Source organism: Streptomyces sp. NBC_00306 (assembly GCF_036169555.1).
GTDB classification, from domain to species: Bacteria; Actinomycetota; Actinomycetes; order Streptomycetales; family Streptomycetaceae; genus Streptomyces; species Streptomyces achmelvichensis.
On the sequence record NZ_CP108032.1, the window covers coordinates 613,928 to 629,331 of the forward strand.

The 15,404-nt window shown below is 70.4% G+C and carries 15 protein-coding genes; 5 read left to right on the forward strand and 10 right to left on the reverse strand.

The window, feature by feature from the left end; translation table 11 throughout:
• Positions 1-51: 51 nt before the first annotated feature.
• Both OHA05_RS02770 and OHA05_RS02775 read right to left on the reverse strand, forming a co-directional pair.
• Positions 52-2,286 (reverse strand): serine/threonine-protein kinase, encoded by a 2,235-nt coding sequence (locus OHA05_RS02770; RefSeq protein ID WP_328859679.1) that lies wholly within the window; start codon positions 2,284-2,286, stop codon positions 52-54.
• Positions 2,268-3,194, reverse strand: coding sequence for an oxygenase MpaB family protein (locus tag OHA05_RS02775; protein WP_328859680.1), 927 nt, complete (start codon positions 3,192-3,194; stop codon positions 2,268-2,270). The genes OHA05_RS02770 and OHA05_RS02775 overlap by 19 nt, the downstream gene beginning before the upstream one ends.
• A 149-nt stretch (positions 3,195-3,343) precedes the next feature.
• Here OHA05_RS02775 and OHA05_RS02780 point away from each other — a divergent pair, with 149 nt between their 5' ends.
• Positions 3,344-4,150: an SDR family NAD(P)-dependent oxidoreductase gene (locus tag OHA05_RS02780; protein WP_328859681.1), complete on the forward strand. Its 807-nt coding sequence runs from the start codon at positions 3,344-3,346 to the stop codon at positions 4,148-4,150.
• A gap of 326 nt (positions 4,151-4,476) precedes the next feature.
• Positions 4,477-4,623, forward strand: a complete 147-nt coding sequence (locus tag OHA05_RS02785; RefSeq protein ID WP_328859682.1) for a hypothetical protein — start codon at positions 4,477-4,479, stop codon at positions 4,621-4,623.
• Positions 4,624-4,639: 16 nt separating this feature from the next.
• Here OHA05_RS02785 and OHA05_RS02790 read toward each other — a convergent pair whose 3' ends face one another.
• The 3 genes from OHA05_RS02790 to OHA05_RS02800 form a co-directional block, all read right to left on the reverse strand.
• Positions 4,640-5,752, reverse strand: a complete 1,113-nt coding sequence (locus OHA05_RS02790) for a cation diffusion facilitator family transporter (protein ID WP_328859683.1) — start codon at positions 5,750-5,752, stop codon at positions 4,640-4,642.
• A gap of 143 nt (positions 5,753-5,895) precedes the next feature.
• Positions 5,896-6,387: a hypothetical protein gene (locus tag OHA05_RS02795; RefSeq protein ID WP_328859684.1), complete on the reverse strand. Its 492-nt coding sequence runs from the start codon at positions 6,385-6,387 to the stop codon at positions 5,896-5,898.
• Positions 6,388-6,718: 331 nt separating this feature from the next.
• Positions 6,719-7,024 carry a hypothetical protein gene (locus OHA05_RS02800; RefSeq protein ID WP_313948031.1) on the reverse strand — a complete coding sequence of 102 codons (306 nt, stop codon included), beginning with the start codon at positions 7,022-7,024 and terminating at the stop codon, positions 6,719-6,721.
• A 54-nt stretch (positions 7,025-7,078) separates the two neighbouring features.
• Here OHA05_RS02800 and OHA05_RS02805 point away from each other — a divergent pair, with 54 nt between their 5' ends.
• Positions 7,079-7,810, forward strand: coding sequence for a MerR family transcriptional regulator (locus OHA05_RS02805; RefSeq protein WP_328859685.1), 732 nt, complete (start codon positions 7,079-7,081; stop codon positions 7,808-7,810).
• A 101-nt stretch (positions 7,811-7,911) separates the two neighbouring features.
• Here OHA05_RS02805 and OHA05_RS02810 read toward each other — a convergent pair whose 3' ends face one another.
• Positions 7,912-9,045, reverse strand: coding sequence for a glutathione-independent formaldehyde dehydrogenase (locus OHA05_RS02810; RefSeq protein ID WP_328859686.1), 1,134 nt, complete (start codon positions 9,043-9,045; stop codon positions 7,912-7,914).
• 153 nt (positions 9,046-9,198) lie between these two features.
• On the opposite strand from OHA05_RS02810, the gene OHA05_RS02815 reads away from it, so the two are divergent.
• Positions 9,199-9,390 carry a hypothetical protein gene (locus tag OHA05_RS02815; RefSeq protein ID WP_313948028.1) on the forward strand — a complete coding sequence of 64 codons (192 nt, stop codon included), beginning with the start codon at positions 9,199-9,201 and terminating at the stop codon, positions 9,388-9,390.
• A gap of 434 nt (positions 9,391-9,824) precedes the next feature.
• On the opposite strand, the gene OHA05_RS02820 is transcribed toward OHA05_RS02815, so the two are convergent.
• A complete protein-coding gene (locus tag OHA05_RS02820; RefSeq protein ID WP_328859687.1) occupies positions 9,825-11,165 on the reverse strand; it encodes a lysine N(6)-hydroxylase/L-ornithine N(5)-oxygenase family protein in 1,341 nt (446 codons plus the stop codon).
• 75 nt (positions 11,166-11,240) lie between these two features.
• Here OHA05_RS02820 and OHA05_RS02825 point away from each other — a divergent pair, with 75 nt between their 5' ends.
• Positions 11,241-12,188, forward strand: coding sequence for a methionyl-tRNA formyltransferase (locus OHA05_RS02825; RefSeq protein WP_313948026.1), 948 nt, complete (start codon positions 11,241-11,243; stop codon positions 12,186-12,188).
• A 115-nt stretch (positions 12,189-12,303) separates the two neighbouring features.
• Here OHA05_RS02825 and OHA05_RS02830 read toward each other — a convergent pair whose 3' ends face one another.
• Genes OHA05_RS02830 through OHA05_RS02840 form a run of 3 tightly spaced genes read right to left on the reverse strand, consistent with a single transcriptional unit; the run spans position 12,304 to position 15,297 of the window.
• Entirely contained in the window at positions 12,304-13,212 is a 909-nt protein-coding gene (locus OHA05_RS02830) for an ABC transporter ATP-binding protein (RefSeq protein WP_328863324.1), read from the reverse strand.
• Positions 13,213-13,231: 19 nt separating this feature from the next.
• Positions 13,232-14,296 carry a FecCD family ABC transporter permease gene (locus tag OHA05_RS02835; protein WP_328859688.1) on the reverse strand — a complete coding sequence of 355 codons (1,065 nt, stop codon included), beginning with the start codon at positions 14,294-14,296 and terminating at the stop codon, positions 13,232-13,234.
• A gap of 2 nt (positions 14,297-14,298) precedes the next feature.
• Positions 14,299-15,297: a FecCD family ABC transporter permease gene (locus OHA05_RS02840; protein WP_443043825.1), complete on the reverse strand. Its 999-nt coding sequence runs from the start codon at positions 15,295-15,297 to the stop codon at positions 14,299-14,301.
• Positions 15,298-15,404: the final 107 nt, after the last annotated feature.

The window sequence follows — 15,404 nt, forward strand, 5'->3', positions numbered from 1 at the left end:
GGGATCAGTACGACAGTCGCTGCCGGCCGTGGGTGCCCACCCTGCGAACACCTACCGCCCGTGCGTGCCCCGCCGTTCCCGGAGCGCCGCCACCGCGCGGTAGAGCTCCACCGCCTCCTCCTGGCGGCCGAGTTGCTCCAGGCAGTGCGCCTCGTCGTTCCGGCTGGCCAGGGCGTCGGGGTGGTCCGGGCCGAAGATGCTTTCGCGGGCCGTCGCGACGTGCCGGTGAGTGGTGAGCGCGTCCGCCCAGCGGCCCAGCCAGCCGAGGCCGACGGCCACTTCGCGGTGGCTGACGAGGGTGTCGGGGTGGTCCACGCCGAGGACACGTTCGCGCAGCGCGCTGACGTCCTGCGCCTCCGCGAGCGCCTCTTCCCAGCGCGCGAGCCTGCCCAGGTTCACCCCGACACCGTGCCGGGCGCGCAGGGTTTCCGGGTCGGTGGGGCCCTGGATGCGGGTGCGGTCGGCGACGAGCGAGCGGTAGAGCTCCAGCGCCTCGGCGCTGTGACCGAGCCGGCCGAGGCTGATGCCGACCTCGTAGCGGGCGGCGAGGGTGTCGGGATGGTCGGGGCCGAGCGCCCGGGCACGGGCGGCCGCCACCTCGCGGTACGTCTGGAGCGCCTCCGACCAGCGGCCCAGGCGGCCGAGCGCGTAGGCGACCTCGTACTGCGTGACCAGGGTGTCGGGGTGGTCCGCGCCGAGGACCCGGGCGCGGGCCGCCGCGACGTCCTGGGCCATACGGAACGAGTCCTCCAGCCGTCCCAGCCTGCTGAGGTTGAAGGCGAGGTTGTGCCGGCAGCGCAGTGTGTCGGGGTGGTCGGGGCCCATGGTGCGCTCGCGGGCGGCGAGCACCGAGGCGTAGACGTCGTGCGCCTCGAAGTGGCGGCCCAGCTGCCCGAGGACGTACGCCGTCTCCTGGCGCGCGGCCAGCGCCTCGGGGTGGTCGGCGCCCATGGTCCGCTCGCGCCCCTCGGCCACCCGGCCGAACTCGCGCAGCGCGTCCGCGGCCCGCCCGGTCCTGCTGAGCGTGAAGGCGACCTCGTAGCGGCTGGCGAGAGTGTCCGGATGGTCGGGCCCCAGCGCGTGTTCGCGCTCGGCGGCGACCGCGCGGTGCACCTCGCCCGCCTCCTCCCAGCGGCCGAGGCGGCCGAGGCTCAGGCCCGCACTGTGCCGGCCGGCGAGGACGGCGACCAGTTCGGGCGGCGGAGTGGGCCGCTCGGGTCCGGCGGACGCCGGCAGCACCGGACCGCCCCGCGGGTCGGTGAGCGTGGTCCACTCCCCCGTCAGCCCGGCGGTGTGGTCGGGCAGCGAGGTCCGCAGCACCGAGGTCGCGGTGGCTTTGTGTCCGGTGGTCATTCCGCGGGTCCAGGACGGCAGACGGGGTGCGGGCGCCGGTCCCTCCGCCGGGCTCTGCGGCGGCGGGGCGTGCGCCACGCCCGGGCGCGCCGCCGCGCCGATCCGGAGGGTGAGGTGCTTGGCGTCGGTGGGCCGGTCCTCGGGCGGTTTGGCCAGCAGGTCCAGCACGATCTCCTGGAAGGAGTCGGGGATCTCGGACCGGTGCGTACGCAGCGGCTCCGGCGTCGTGTCGCGGTGGCCGACGAGGACGGCCCAGGCGTCGTCGTGGTCGAACGGCGGCACCCCGGTGGCGATCTCGTAGAGCACGCACCCGAGCGAGTACAGATCGCTGCGGTGGTCGACATGGCCGCCGCTGATCTGCTCGGGCGACATGTAGTGCGGCGTGCCCATGGCGATGCCCGTACCGGTGAGACGGGAGGTGAACCCGATGTCCTCGCCGAGCCGGGCGATACCGAAGTCGCAGATCTTCACCGCGCCGTCGGTGAGCCGCATGATGTTGGCGGGCTTCAGGTCCCGGTGGACGATGCCCTGCCCGTGCGTGTACGCGAGAGCGTCGGACACCTGCTCGGCGATGTCGAGTACATCCCGTACGGGCAGCGGGCGCTGACTGTTCTCCTCCAGCAACTGGCTGAGGTTGCGGCCCTCCAGCAGCTCCATGACCAGGTAGAGCACGCCGTCGTACTCGCCGAAGTCGTGGACGACGGTGACCCCGCGGTGCTGGAGAGCGGCCGCCACCCGGGCCTCGCGGCGGAAGCGTTCGCGCAGGACCGTGGCGAAGCCGGCGTCGTGCTGCGGACCCATCGGCTTGAGGCACTTGACCGCGACGTGCCGCCCGAGCGCCTCGTCGACAGCTCGCCACACCTCGCCCATGCCGCCGCGCCCGATGCGTTCGAGCAGCCGGTAGCGGCCTTGGATCAGCCTGGATTCCGCCATCGCGTGCTGTCGCCCCCGTTGCTCTGCTGCGCCCCACCCGGCCCGTTCAGTATGGCCTCCTGTCTGCGGAGTTTGTACGGGGCGGGGCGGGTGTCCGGTCCGAGACGGGCCATTGCTTTCAGGATGTGACCCGGCGGGAGCTGCCAGCGGACGCGGGAGGGGATGCAGCGCAACAGTCTGCCGGTGGCGGCCAGCTGACGGGTGACGCGCCGCGGTGGGGGCGCCGGACGGCCGTACAGCCCGTGGGCGAACGGCGGCAGAGTGTTGTACGCGAGGTTCGCCACGTGCCTCCACAGCAGTTCCCGTGCGGGCACGAGCAGGGCGGGCGTCGGCGGACGCCGCAGGAAGTCGTCCACGTCCCGTGCGTCGGACCCGGCCGCGAGCAGCGGCAGTGTCGTACGGAAGTACTCGGCGAGGTGGGCGGCCGTGGCGGGTACGGTCTCGGGATCGAGGCCGACGAGGCGTGCGCTCTCGCGGTGTTCGTCGACGTAGCGGTCGGCCTGCGCGTCGCTGAGGGGAAACCCGGAGCGGCGGGCGACATGGAGGTAGGAGTCGATCTCGGCGCAGTGCACCCAGAGCAGCAGGTCCGGTTCGTCGACGCCGTACCGCTCGCCGGTGGCGGGGTCGGTGGCCTTCAGCCGCGAGTGGATCCGCCGCACCCGGGCGCCCGCCTTCTCGGCCGCCTCGGTGGTGCCGTAGCTGATGGTGCCGACGAAGTCGGCGGTACGCAGGAGCCTGCCCCAGGCGTCCTTGCGGAAGTCGGAGTTCTCCATGACCCCGCGGACGGCGCGGGGGTGGAGTGCCTGGAGGTACAGGGCGCGGACGCCCGCCACCCACATCATCGGGTCGCCGTGCAGGTGCCAGGTGACGGAGTCGGGCCCGAACAGCCCGGGGTCGGCATCGCTCATGTGTGACCAGGATTTCTCGTGGGGACCATGCGGCGTCCGCGACGTGCGCTTCTGTCAACGACGGTAACGGCAGAGCGGCCGGGATGAGGACTACACCGGCGGGTCGAACACCGATGCGACAACACCCGTGATCTACATATGCTCGTCCGATGATCGGAGAAGAGATCACACAGGGGAACCACCAGGGCATGCTCGCGGGCCAGGTGGCGATGATCACGGGCGCGTCCAGCGGGATCGGCGCCGCCTCCGCGCATCTGTTCGCGCAGGAGGGGGCCGCCGTCGTACTGATGGCACGCCGTGCCGAGAAGCTGCGCGCCATTGCCGAGGAGATCACCGCCAAGGGCGGCCGCGCGCTCGCCGTTCCGGGTGACGTCGCCGATTCCGGCGACGTCCGCCGGGTGGTGGAGGCGGCCGTCGAACAGTTCGGCGGGCTCGACTGCGCCTTCAACAACGCGGGCTACGCCACGGTCGGGACACTGCTGCACGAGACCGAGGACGAGATCTTCGACCGCACGATGGACGTCAACGTCCGGGGGGTGTGGAACTGCATGAAGCACCAGCTGCCGGTGATGCTGGCGTCGGGCAGGGGCGGCTCGGTGGTCAACACCAGTAGTACCGCGGGGCGTTACGCGACGGGCGCGTCCGTGCCGTACGTGGCGGCCAAGCACGCGATCCTCGGCATCACACGCGCGGCGGCGGCCGAGTACGGCGCGCAGGGCATCCGCGTCAACGCCCTCGTGGTCGGCACCACGCGCAGCGAGATGATCGACGAGGCGGTCCGCCAATTCCCGCACCTGGAACAGGCGTTCATCGCCCCGCAGATCCAGAAGCGCATGGCGGATCCGCAGGAGATAGCGGAGGCGGCGGTGTGGCTGTGCAGTGTGCGTGCCTCTTTCGTCACCGGGACGGCGATGCCGGTGGACGGGGGCATCTCGGCGCAGGCGAAGGCCGAATGACGTCCGGCTGACCTTGGGTGTGCACCACGGCGTCTCGCGGGGCGGGGGCTTCGCGGGCGCCGTGGGCCCGACCGCCGAGAACGACAGGACGAGCGCTCTCCTCCCTGGCGAGGCGGGCACAGGGCGTGAACTGGGGCATAGCCCGTGGGGTGTGGCCACGCAGCCAACCCTCTTGCCTCGCCGAGAACCATGACGAGGGTGGGTTCGTCGACCGGATCATGGCGTTCTACCAACAACTTCGGTGCCGGTACCCCGAATTCCTCGCCCGCAGCAACGAGCCGAGGCCGCCCTGGCTCGCGTCTCCGCTCGGTGTGGGGACCGACCACGTGATCATCCTCATCAGTGGAGCGATGAGCGCCGTACCCGCACTCCTGCGGATCCACGAGCCGGCGCAGGACCATGGGCTGCACATCGTCGACGCAGCTGATCCGACGTCCGGCCCCCGACAGCCGGAGGAGCCGTCGACCGGCTGAGGCAGCATCGGGGCCGTCAGGGGGCACCGGCACCAGCGGGGTCGGCCGCGACCACATCCACCCGGCCCGTGTGATGTGCGAGGGCCTCGTGCGGGTCGCCGTCCGCCGCCGTGTGGTCGGTGTGGACGGTCGCGGCGGTCAGCCGGGGTACCGCGTGGATCAGTGCATGCTCCGCGGCGACGGCCAGCCGGTGTGCTTCGACGACGGTCAGGTGCGGGTCGACGACGATATCGGCTTCCGCGCGCAGGGTGTGGCCGATCCATCGCATCCGCACCGGTCCGACGCCTCGCAGGCCGTCCACCGCGTGCAGCGCGGTCTCCGCGGTCTCGATGAGACGGGGATCGACGCTGTCCATCAGGCGCCGGTACACCTCGCGGGCAGCATCCTTGAGGACGAACAGGATGGCGGCGGTGATCAGCAGACCGATGACGGGGTCCGCCAGGCGCAGGCCGAGGGCGGCGCCGCCCGCGCCCAACAGCACGGCCAGTGAGGTGAATCCGTCCGTACGGGCGTGCAGTCCGTCGGCGACCAGGGCCGCGGAGCCGATCTTCCGGCCGGTGCGGATGCGGTAGCGGGCCACCCACTCGTTGCCGATGAACCCGGCGACCGCGGCCCCGGCCACGGCCCACAGGTGTGTGATGTCGCGCGGGTGCAGCAGGCGGTCGACGGCGGCATAGGCGGCCAGTGCGGCGGAGGCGGCGATGGCCGCCACGATCAGGATGCCGGCGAGGTCTTCGGCCCGGCCGTAGCCGTACGGGTAACGGCGGTTGGCCGCTCGCCGGCCGAGGACGAAGGCGATGCCGAGCGGGAGCGCGGTCAGTGCGTCGGTGGCGTTGTGGATCGTGTCGCCGAGCAGGGCGACCGACCCGGACAGGGCGACGATCACGGCCTGGATGAGGGTGGTGGCGCCGAGGACGGCGAGGGAGAGCCAGAGCGTGCGCATGCCCTCGCGGGAGGTCTCCATCGCTGTGTCGACCTTGTCCACCGACTCGTGGCTGTGCGGCCGGACCAGGTGAGCCAGCCGGTGGCGTACCCGGGCCGGGCGGGACGCATGTGGCTCATGTCGATGCCCGGCCTCGGCGTGGCCGTGGTGTCCGTGGTGGTGCCGGTTCCCCTCCATGGCGTCCATGCAGCCACCGTGGCACAGGAAGGGCATTGCGGCTACCACCGTCATACGGCCTCTGACCAGCTGCGATCGACTCGCAAGTACGTCCCGCACGTGGGTGCTCATCAGCCTCGGCAACGAGAGCGGTCAGCGTGGGCGGTCCGCGGTCATGCTTCGGGGTTGATCTTCGACGACAGGAAGAACAGGCCGAGGGCAGCCACCAGGAACACCGCCGCCAGCTCGCTGTCCCGCACATACAGAACTACGGTCACGACGACGGAGACGAGACCGAGCACCGCGGTGACACAGCCGGCGGCCTTCCGGGCGCCGGCGGGCGGCGCGGACAGCCGCGCCAGGGCCGGGTCCTCGGGGTTCTGCCAGTACGGGAAGGGCCCGGGCCTGTACTTCCAGCCGTCCTCCCCGAGTTCCTGGACCCCCGGGTGCCGGCGCGCGTGGCGCAGGTGGCGAGGTGCGAGGCGCTGCCAGGGCAGCCACGCCTGCCGGGTGGCGATCCAGGCCAGTGCGGGGAGACAGGCCACCGCTGCCCACACCGCCGAGAGGACCCTGCCGGACGAGGTACTCGGCAGGATGCCCAGGAGCCTGTCCAGTTGCCCACTGGCGGAATACGCGGTCACCGCGGCGGCGGCGAGCACCATCATCGCCTGCTCGATCCGGTGACCTCCACGGCAGCGCGCGCAACGCGGTACACGGATGCCGGTCCTGTGCCATCTGGTGCGGACACCGAGAGTCCAGGTCGGACTGCTGTCGACGTCCCGGTGCATCCCGATGACACGATCGTGCTGCGGTGCCGCCGCTTCACTCCCGCAGAACCAGCACTCTCGTGCCATGAGCATCCCCTGTGAACCGCGCCGCCTCCGCCGGACCGAATCGACCCTAGCTGTCGGCACGTGACCGTGGGAGTCCATCCGTCACGGAATGCGCGGAGAGCGCAGGGGGAGCGTCGTCCGTCGACGCGCTGCTGACCGCCCCTCAGTCCTTCGGCCCGTCGGCCGGTGCCCTCAGCAGCCGGTCCAGCTCCCTCCCGGCCTCGTCGTACCCGGCGTCGGAGATCCGTTGCAGCTCGCGCAGGTCGCCGGCTGCGGCCGCGCGCCGCGTGAGCAGGAACCCGGCCCGCAGGGATCCCTCGTCCAGCAGTTCGCTCAGCTCCCCGACGTCACCGGTCGCGTCGGCGAGATCGGCCAGCCGGTCCAGAGCGGTTTCGCTGCCCTCGTCGGCCAGCTCGCGCAGGGTCTCCCGGTCGACGTCGGTGTTCCTGTTCGTGTTCGTGTTCGGCATGACGCCATGCTGCAACCCTGCCCCGGGGGAAAGGTCAAGTGCGACGATGGCCGGGTGATCACCATCGGGCAGCTGGCCAAGTACGTCGGCGTGTCGACCAAGACCATCCGCGTCTACCACGACAAGGGGCTGCTCCCCGAGCCCGCCCGCGACGCGTCCGGCTACCGACGCTACGGCGCGGACGATGCCATCGATCTGATCAAGATCCGCACTCTCACCGAAGCCGGTGTCCCCCTGGCCCGTATCCGCGACCTGCGATCGGCGACCGACGAGGAGTTCCAGCAGGCCCTGCGCGAGATCGACGATGCGCTCACCACCCGCATCGACGCCCTGCGGGCGACGCGGGGGCGCCTGCACCGGCTCGCCGCCGGGCGATTGGGCTCGCTCCCCGCCGAGGTCGGCGCCCATCTGGAACGCCTGGCCCGCTGGGGATTCACTCCCCGATGGGTCGATCTGCAACGCGACCTGTGGATCCTCGTGTTCGCCACACACCCGGACGACGCCACCGCACTGTTCCAGGACCAAGCCGAGACCCTGGCCGATCCCGCGCTGCGGCAGCTCTTCCTCGCCTACGACAGTGCGCACGACCTCGACGCCGACGACCCCCGCCTCGACGACCTGGCCCGCCGGATCGCCGAGGCGACGCGCCAGCGCTACGGTCCCGGCGAGATGCCCGAACTGGGTACGGCCTCCGAGATCCCGGGCCTCATCCAGAGCACGGTCAACGCCGCCTCCCCGGCATGGCAGCGACTCGACACGCTCATTCGCCGGCAACTGGACGCGTGAGTCACGCCTGGGCCTCGGCCGGAGCGGCCGGCCATGCCGGGGGGCGCACCGCGTGCGGCGGGCCGCGGGCATTCAACGGCCCGCGGCCCGCGCTGCGGTGCCTACGGGTGCAGCACCACCTTGGTGTAGCCCTCGACCCGCTGGTCGAACTTCTCGTACGCCGAAGGCGCCTGGTCCAGGGGCAGTTCGTGGGAGACGACGAAGCTGGGCTCCGCCCTGCCTTCGATGATCATGTCGCGCAGGAAGCGGTTGTAGCGCTTCACGTTGCACTGCCCCGTACCCATCCGCAGACCCTTCTCGAAGAGCCTGCCGACCGACACGAGAAGCATGCCCTTCTTGGAGTCCTCGTCGGGGCCTCCGGGGTCGGCTGGGACGTACAGACCCGGGACTCCGAGTGCACCGGTGGCCCGGACCGTGCCGACGAGCGAGTTCAGGACGGTCGCCGGTTCCTCGCGGTCCGTGCCCTGTGCCGTCGCCTGGTAGCCGACGGCGTCGACACCCTTGTCCGTGCCGACGCCTCCGGTCTGGTCCTTGATCTGCTCGATCGGGTCGCCCTCGGCGAAGTTGACCGGCACCGCGCCTATCTCCTCGGCCTTCGCCAGACGCTCGGCGACCCGGTCCACGACGAATACCTTCTTCGCGCCGCGCAGCATGGCCGAATAGGCGGCCATGAGCCCGACCGGACCGCCGCCGTACACCGCGACGCTTTCGCCGGGACGGACCTGGGCGAGTTCGCAGCCGTGGTAGCCGGTGGGAAAGATGTCGGCGAGCAGAATGAAATCGCGCTCGTGCTCCTCACCCGGCGGCAATTTCAGGCAGTTGAAGTCGGCGTAGGGGACGCGGAGGTATTCCGCCTGGCCGCCGGTCCAGGGGCCCATGGCGACGTATCCATAAGCACCGCCCGCGAAACCGGGATTGACGGTCAGACAGTAACCGGTGTATCCGTCGATGCAGTTGGTGCAGAACCCGCAGGCGACATTGAAGGGCATGACCACACGGTCGCCCTCCTCGAGAGAGGTGACTCCCGGACCGCAGTCCTCGATGATCCCCATGTTCTCGTGGCCGAAGACGATGCCGGGCTCGGCAGCGGTACGGCCCTCGTACATGTGCAGATCGGAGCCGCATATGGCGGTGGAGGTGATCCTGACGATCACATCGTTGGGATGCTGAATACTGGGCTTTTCAACATCTTCGACCGCTACGCTGAACGGTCCCTGATAAACGACTGCCTTCATGGCTGCCACCTCGCTTCGACCGGTTCTCGGTTCCCCCCGACTTCCCCACGTGACCTATTTCTCATGATTCTCCCGACTGCACGATCGGACAAGCCGGTAGCCTCGGCACATTCGATCGGATTTCTGCCGAGACAGTGAGATGGAGGGCCCAAGGTGTCAGCACAGCGACTCGGAACCCTGCTCGTCCCCGTACCCGGGCTCTCAGGCACCGTGTACCCGCCGGGAACGACCGTGACTGTCCGCGGTCGCGGCGCGACAGTCGATGCCTTTGTCGACGGCGACTGGCTTCCCATGTCGTGGTGGGAATTCTCCGACGGTCTCCGCGAGGACATCGCGGACCGCTGATCCCCCGTGGCAGCCGGTGCCTCCGCAGAGGACGGGCCCCTGAGGAGCACCCCGCCCGTCACCCGACGATCAGCACGATGATCGCGCGCCGAGTCCGCGCCCCGCGCCGGCCGTGATCACCGAGCCCCACCCTTCGCGGTCGCCCTGTCACGGACAGCCTCCGCGTGTCGAACCGGTCCGGTGGGCCTGATCCACGACGGCGGCCCCGCACGGGCGTGGACCTGGGGTACCACCCCGGGCCCAGAGAAGGATTCCCGCCCGGCCGTGGCCACACCAGGCCGTCGGTCCCGCCGTCGCGCAGCCGCTCGGAAAGAGGCGGCGGCCACGAACCCGGACCGAGTCCATGGCGTGCCCGCCGCCTCACCTCATGCCGTACTGACTCATGTCGTACGCATCCGCCGACCACCCGTCCGCGAGGCCGGCAATCCGTTCCTTCAGCTGATGCCGTTCGCCACCCGTCCCCTCGTCATGCGCCGGGCGACGAGTGACGCGCGGATCTCTCCGGCGCGCACCGCCGTGTTCGACAGCAGCGTCGACGTGATGCCGTGCGTGTGCTCCGTGCCGCCCTGGAGGTAGATGTCGGAGGCGACGCCCGGCAGTGTGGCGACCCGGTGGTCCCTGCCCACCAGGAGGGCGTCCTCCTCGTCGCGCATGCAGAGCTTGCTGATGTCCCCAAACCGCTCGCCGATGCCGCGCGGTTGATAGCCCGTCGCGTGGACGAGCAAGTCGGCCGTGAGCACGTCCCGGTCGCCGGTCGGCAGGTACTCCACCGTGATGTCGAGCCGGTCGTCGCTCGTCTCGACCTCCCGGATGCGGGAGACGTTGAGCATCCGCAGCCGCTCACAGCCCTGGACCTTCTCCTGGTACATCGTTCTGGACAGGGCCTCGATGAGATCCATGTCCACGACGGAGTAGTTGGTCCCGCGGTGGTAGTCGAAGAGCGCCTGCTTCACGTCCCGCGGCGCCTGGTAGTAGATGTCGACCGCCTCGGGGTCGAAGATCCGGTTGGCGAAGGGGCTGTCGTCGGCCGGGGTGTAGCCGTACTTGGCGAAGACGGAGCAGATCTCGGCGGCCGGGAAGCTGCGGTGGAGATAGTCGACCGCCTCGGCGGCGCTCTGTCCGGCACCGAGGACGACGGCCCGGCGTACGGGGGTTCCCTCGCCGACGAGTTGGGCCACGCGCGGCATCAACTCGCTGTTGTGCCAGACGCGGTCGGACAGCACAGTCCCCGGCGGGAGGTGAGGCTCCATGCCGGTCGCGATGACCAGATTGTGCGCCCTGCGCACGATCGGCCGCTGCGGGTCCGCCGGGTTGCGGCCGGTGACCTCGAACCAGCGGACCTCGCCGTCCTCGGTCACGGGCTTCACCGAGACGACCTCCGTCGCGTACTCCACCAGGCCGGAGACGCGGGCAGCGGCCCACTCGAAGTAGTCGTGGAACTCGATGCGGAGCGGGAAGAGCGTCTTCTGGTTGAGGAAGTCGACCAACCGTTCCCGCTCCCGCAGGTAGCACAGGAAGCTGAAGTCGCTGGTGGGGTCACGCATCGTCACCAGGTCCTTGAGGAACGACACCTGCATCGTGGCGTCGTCGATGAGCATGCCCCGGTGCCAGCCGAAGCGGGGCTGCTTCTCGAGGAACGTCGCCTCGAGCCTGTCCTCTTCGGATACTTGTGCGTTGTACTCCTGGATCGCTATCGCGAGAGCAAGATTCGACGGACCGAACCCAATGCCCAGAACGTCGTGGATGGTGCCCGGCCCACTCTGCAGTGTGTTCACCGCGTCATCGCCTCCCTAAGCACGCACATGTTAGATAAGGTTAGCCTTACCTTGCAATGTCTGAGGAGGATTCACATGCGGGTCGTCATGTTCGGCTATCAGACCTGGGGCCACCGCACGCTGCAGGCTCTGCTGGACTCCGAACACGAAGTGGTCCTCGTCGTCACCCACCCCAAGAGCGAGCACGCCTACGAGAAGATCTGGGACGACTCCGTCGCGGACCTGGCCGAGAAGCACGGCGTGCCGGTCCTGCTGCGCAACCGCCCCGGGGACGACGAACTGCTCAGCGCTCTCAGGGACGTCGAGCCCGACATCATCGTGGCCAACAACTGGCGGACCTGGCTGCCACCGGAGATCTTCGACCTGCCGCCGCACGGCACGCTCAACGTCCACGACTCGCTGCTGCCCACGTACGCGGGCTTCTCGCCGCTGATCTGGGCGCTGATCAACGGCGAGCCGGAGGTGGGTGTCACGGCCCATCGCATGGACGGTGAGCTCGACATGGGCGACATCGTGCTCCAGCGTTCGGTGTCCGTCGGACCCGAGGACACCGCAACGGACCTGTTCCGCAAGACGGTTGACCTCATCGGACCGATCGTCCACGACGCGCTCGACCACATCGCCGCCGGCACGGCGGTGTGGACGCCGCAGGACCGCTCGAAGTCCACCTTCTTCCACAAGCGTTCCGTGGAGGACAGCAGGATCGATTGGAGCTGGCCGGCGGAGGATCTGGAGAGGTTCGTCCGCGCGCAGTCGGACCCCTACCCCAACGCCTTCACCCACCACCGTGGACAGCGGCTGCGCGTCGTCTCCGCGGCGGTGTCGGAAGGGCGCTACGGAGGCACCCCGGGGCGGATCTTCATACGCGAGGGGGACGGCATCGTCATCGTCGCCGGTGCGGACGCCCGTACCGGACGCAACCACGGCCTCCTGCTGAAGCGGGTGCGGACCGAGGACGGCACCGAACTCGCCGCCACCGACTACTTCCGCACGATGGGCGGCTATCTGACGGACCGTCCGTGATGGATCCCGTGTGACGACCGGAGGCCGTGACGGGCCGTCCTGACGTCATCGGCCCGGCGGGAGCGGGCACCCACCCGTTCCCGCCGGGCCGTTCGTCTCCCCGGCCGCTCGTGCGTCAGCCGGCGGATCCGGTGACGGCGACCGCGCCGGCGCCGGCGCCGGCCTCATCGACCGCGTGGGCATCGGCATCGACATCGACATCGGCCGGAGGGACCGCGTCCGCGACCTCGTGGTGGCGCCCCATGGGAATGATCATCGGGGTGCCGCTGACCGGGTCCTTGGCCACCTGACAGCGCAATCCGAAGACGTCCTCGACCGTGGTCGCGGTGATGACGTCCCCCGGCGCACCCTCGGCCACGATCCGCCCCTTCTTCATGGCGATGACGTGATCGGCGTACCGGCAGGCCTGGTTGAGGTCGTGGAGGACCATGACCACCGTGCGGTTCTGATGCCGGTTGAGGTCGGTGACCAGGTCCAGCACATCGATCTGGTGCGCGAGGTCGAGGTACGTCGTCGGCTCGTCGAGCAGCATCACCGGCGTCCCCTGCGCCACCGCCATCGCGATCCAGGCGCGCTGCCGCTGTCCGCCGGAGAGTTCGTCGACGGGACGGTCGGCGAGATCCGCCATCGACGTGGCGCGCAGGGCGTCGTGGACGGCCTGCTCGTCCGACCGGCTCCACTGCCGCCACCAGGTCTGGTGCGGTGAACGGCCCCGCCCCACCAGGTCGATGACCGTCAGTCCCTCCGGCGCGACCGGTGACTGCGGCAGAATGCCGAGCCGCTGGGCCAGTTCCCGGGTGGGGATGGACTGCACGGCGCGGCCGTCGAGATGGACGGAGCCGGCCTTCGGCGCCAGCAGCCTTGCCAGGGCGCGCAACAGGGTTGACTTGCCGCACGCGTTCGCCCCGACGATCGCCGTGACCCGGCCGGGCGGTATCACCACATCGAGGCCGTCGACGACGACCCGGCTCTCGTACGCCAGCCGCAGGCCTTCGGCCCGCAGATCGGGGCCCGCGGGGTCCACAGACTTCGATGACACGTGTTCAGCCTCCTGAGCCGGCGCGGTTGGCACGGACGAGCAGCCACAACAGGACGGGAGCGCCCAGCACTCCCGTGACGATCCCGACCGGAAGCTCCGTTCCGGAGATCAGCTTCCGCGCGATCAGGTCCGAAACGAGCACCGCCAGCGCTCCGGTGAGCCCGGAGGCCACCGGTGGCGGCCAGGCAGTACGCGCCAGACGCTGGGCGATCTGGGGTGCGGCGAGCGCCACGAACGCGACGGGGCCGGCCGCGGCGGTGCCGAACGCCACCAGTCCGACTCCCGCGAGCAGGACGGCCAAGCGGACCGGCTGCACACGCGTGCCGAGGCCTCGGGCGACGTCGTCGCCGAGCTGGAGCGTGCGCATCAGCCGGCCGAGCAGCAGCGCCGTGGGGACCAGAACCGCCATGGCGGCGGCCAGCGGGCCGACCTGGTCCCAGCCGCGGCCGTTGAGATTGCCGACGAGCCAGCCGAGCGCGGCCTGCGCCTGGAACCGCTCGCCGCGGGCCATCAGGTAGTCCGTGGCACTGGTGCAGATCCAGGCGATGCCGATGCCGACGAGAACGATGCGGTAGCCCGTCGTGCCGCGCTTCCAGGCGAGGACGTACACCAGCAGCGCCGCGGTCAACGCCCCGATCAGGCCGAGCGCCTGGGTGCTCAGCCCTCCGTCCCAGCCGAGCACGATGCCGGCGACCACGGCGGCGCCCGCGCCCTGGGTGATGCCGATCATGTCCGGGCTGGCCAGGGGGTTGAGTGTCATCGTCTGGAACAGCGCTCCGGAGACACCGAAGGCGAACCCGACGAGCAGACCGGCCACGGCGCGTGGCAGCCGCAGTTCCTGGACGATGAGCTGGGTGCCGGGATCCGCCGTACCGAGCAGGGCCCGTACGACGTCCATGAACGAGTACGGGATGTCCCCGATCGTCATGCCCAGGCAGAACACCAGGAAGGTGGCGACGGCGAGTAGGCCGCTCACCCACATCAGGCGCGGCCGCAGCACTCCGGAGACGGGCGGGACGCCGAGCCGGAAGGTGACCCGGCCGGGGGTGCGGGACAGCAGATCGGTCATGCTCACAGCTCCGCGAGTCGTCGACGGCGCACCATGGCGATGAAGAAGGGGCCGCCGATGAAGGCGACGAGAATGCCGGCCTGGATCTCCGTCGGCCGCGCGAGAAGGCGTCCCACGATGTCGGCGGCGAGCAGCAGACAGGGCGCGAGCGCCGCCGACAGGGGCAGGAGCCAGCGGTGGTCGGGGCCCACACCGGCGTACTGGGCCAGAACGCGGGCGATGTGCGGGACGACGAGGCCGACGAACACCACCGGCCCGATGACGGCGACGGCGCCGCCGGTGAGGAGTGTGACGGCGAGGACGCCCTGGATCCGGGTCAGGCCCAGCCTCAGCCCCAGCGAGGCGGCCACGTCGTCGCCGAGCGCCATGCTGTTGAGTGCGGGGGCGCAGGCCAGGGCGAGTACGGCGCCGACGGCGAGGAACGGCAGGACGCGTACGAGGACTTCCTCGTTCTGGTTGGCCAGCGATCCCGCGGACCAGAAGCGGTAGCGGTTGAGTGCGTCCGGGTCGGTCAGGGCGATCGCGCTGGTCAGTGAGAAGAGCAGCGAGGTCACGGCCACGCCGGCGAGGGCGAGTTTGACGGGCGTGGTGCCCGAGCGGCCCAGTCCGCCGAGGAGGTAGACCAGGACGCTGGCGGCCATCGCCCCGGCGAAGGCGAACCAGATGTAGCCGTAGACCGAGCCCAGTCCGAGAACGCCGACGGAGAAGACGATGGCGAACGCGGCTCCCGCGCTCACGCCGAGAACTCCGGGGTCGGCGAGGGGGTTTCTGGTCAGTGCCTGCATCAGCGCGCCCGACAGGCCGAGAGCCGCTCCGGCGGCGAGGCCGAGCGCCGTTCTCGGTACGCGGACGGACCAGACCACGTTCTCGATCCGGGTGCTGGGGGCCTGGCCGACAAGCGTGTCCCACACCTGGTCGAGGGGAACGCTCAGCGCGCCGAAGGCCAACGACAGGGCGCACAGGGCCACAAGGGCGGTGGCGGGCAGCACCATGAGGAGCATGCCGCGGGGCCTTCTGGCGCCGATCACTGTGCTCCCCACGTCAACATCCTTAGGTTAGGCAGGCCTTAAATGTAAGGGCTGCTCGGCCGCTCGGCCCACTGCCGCAT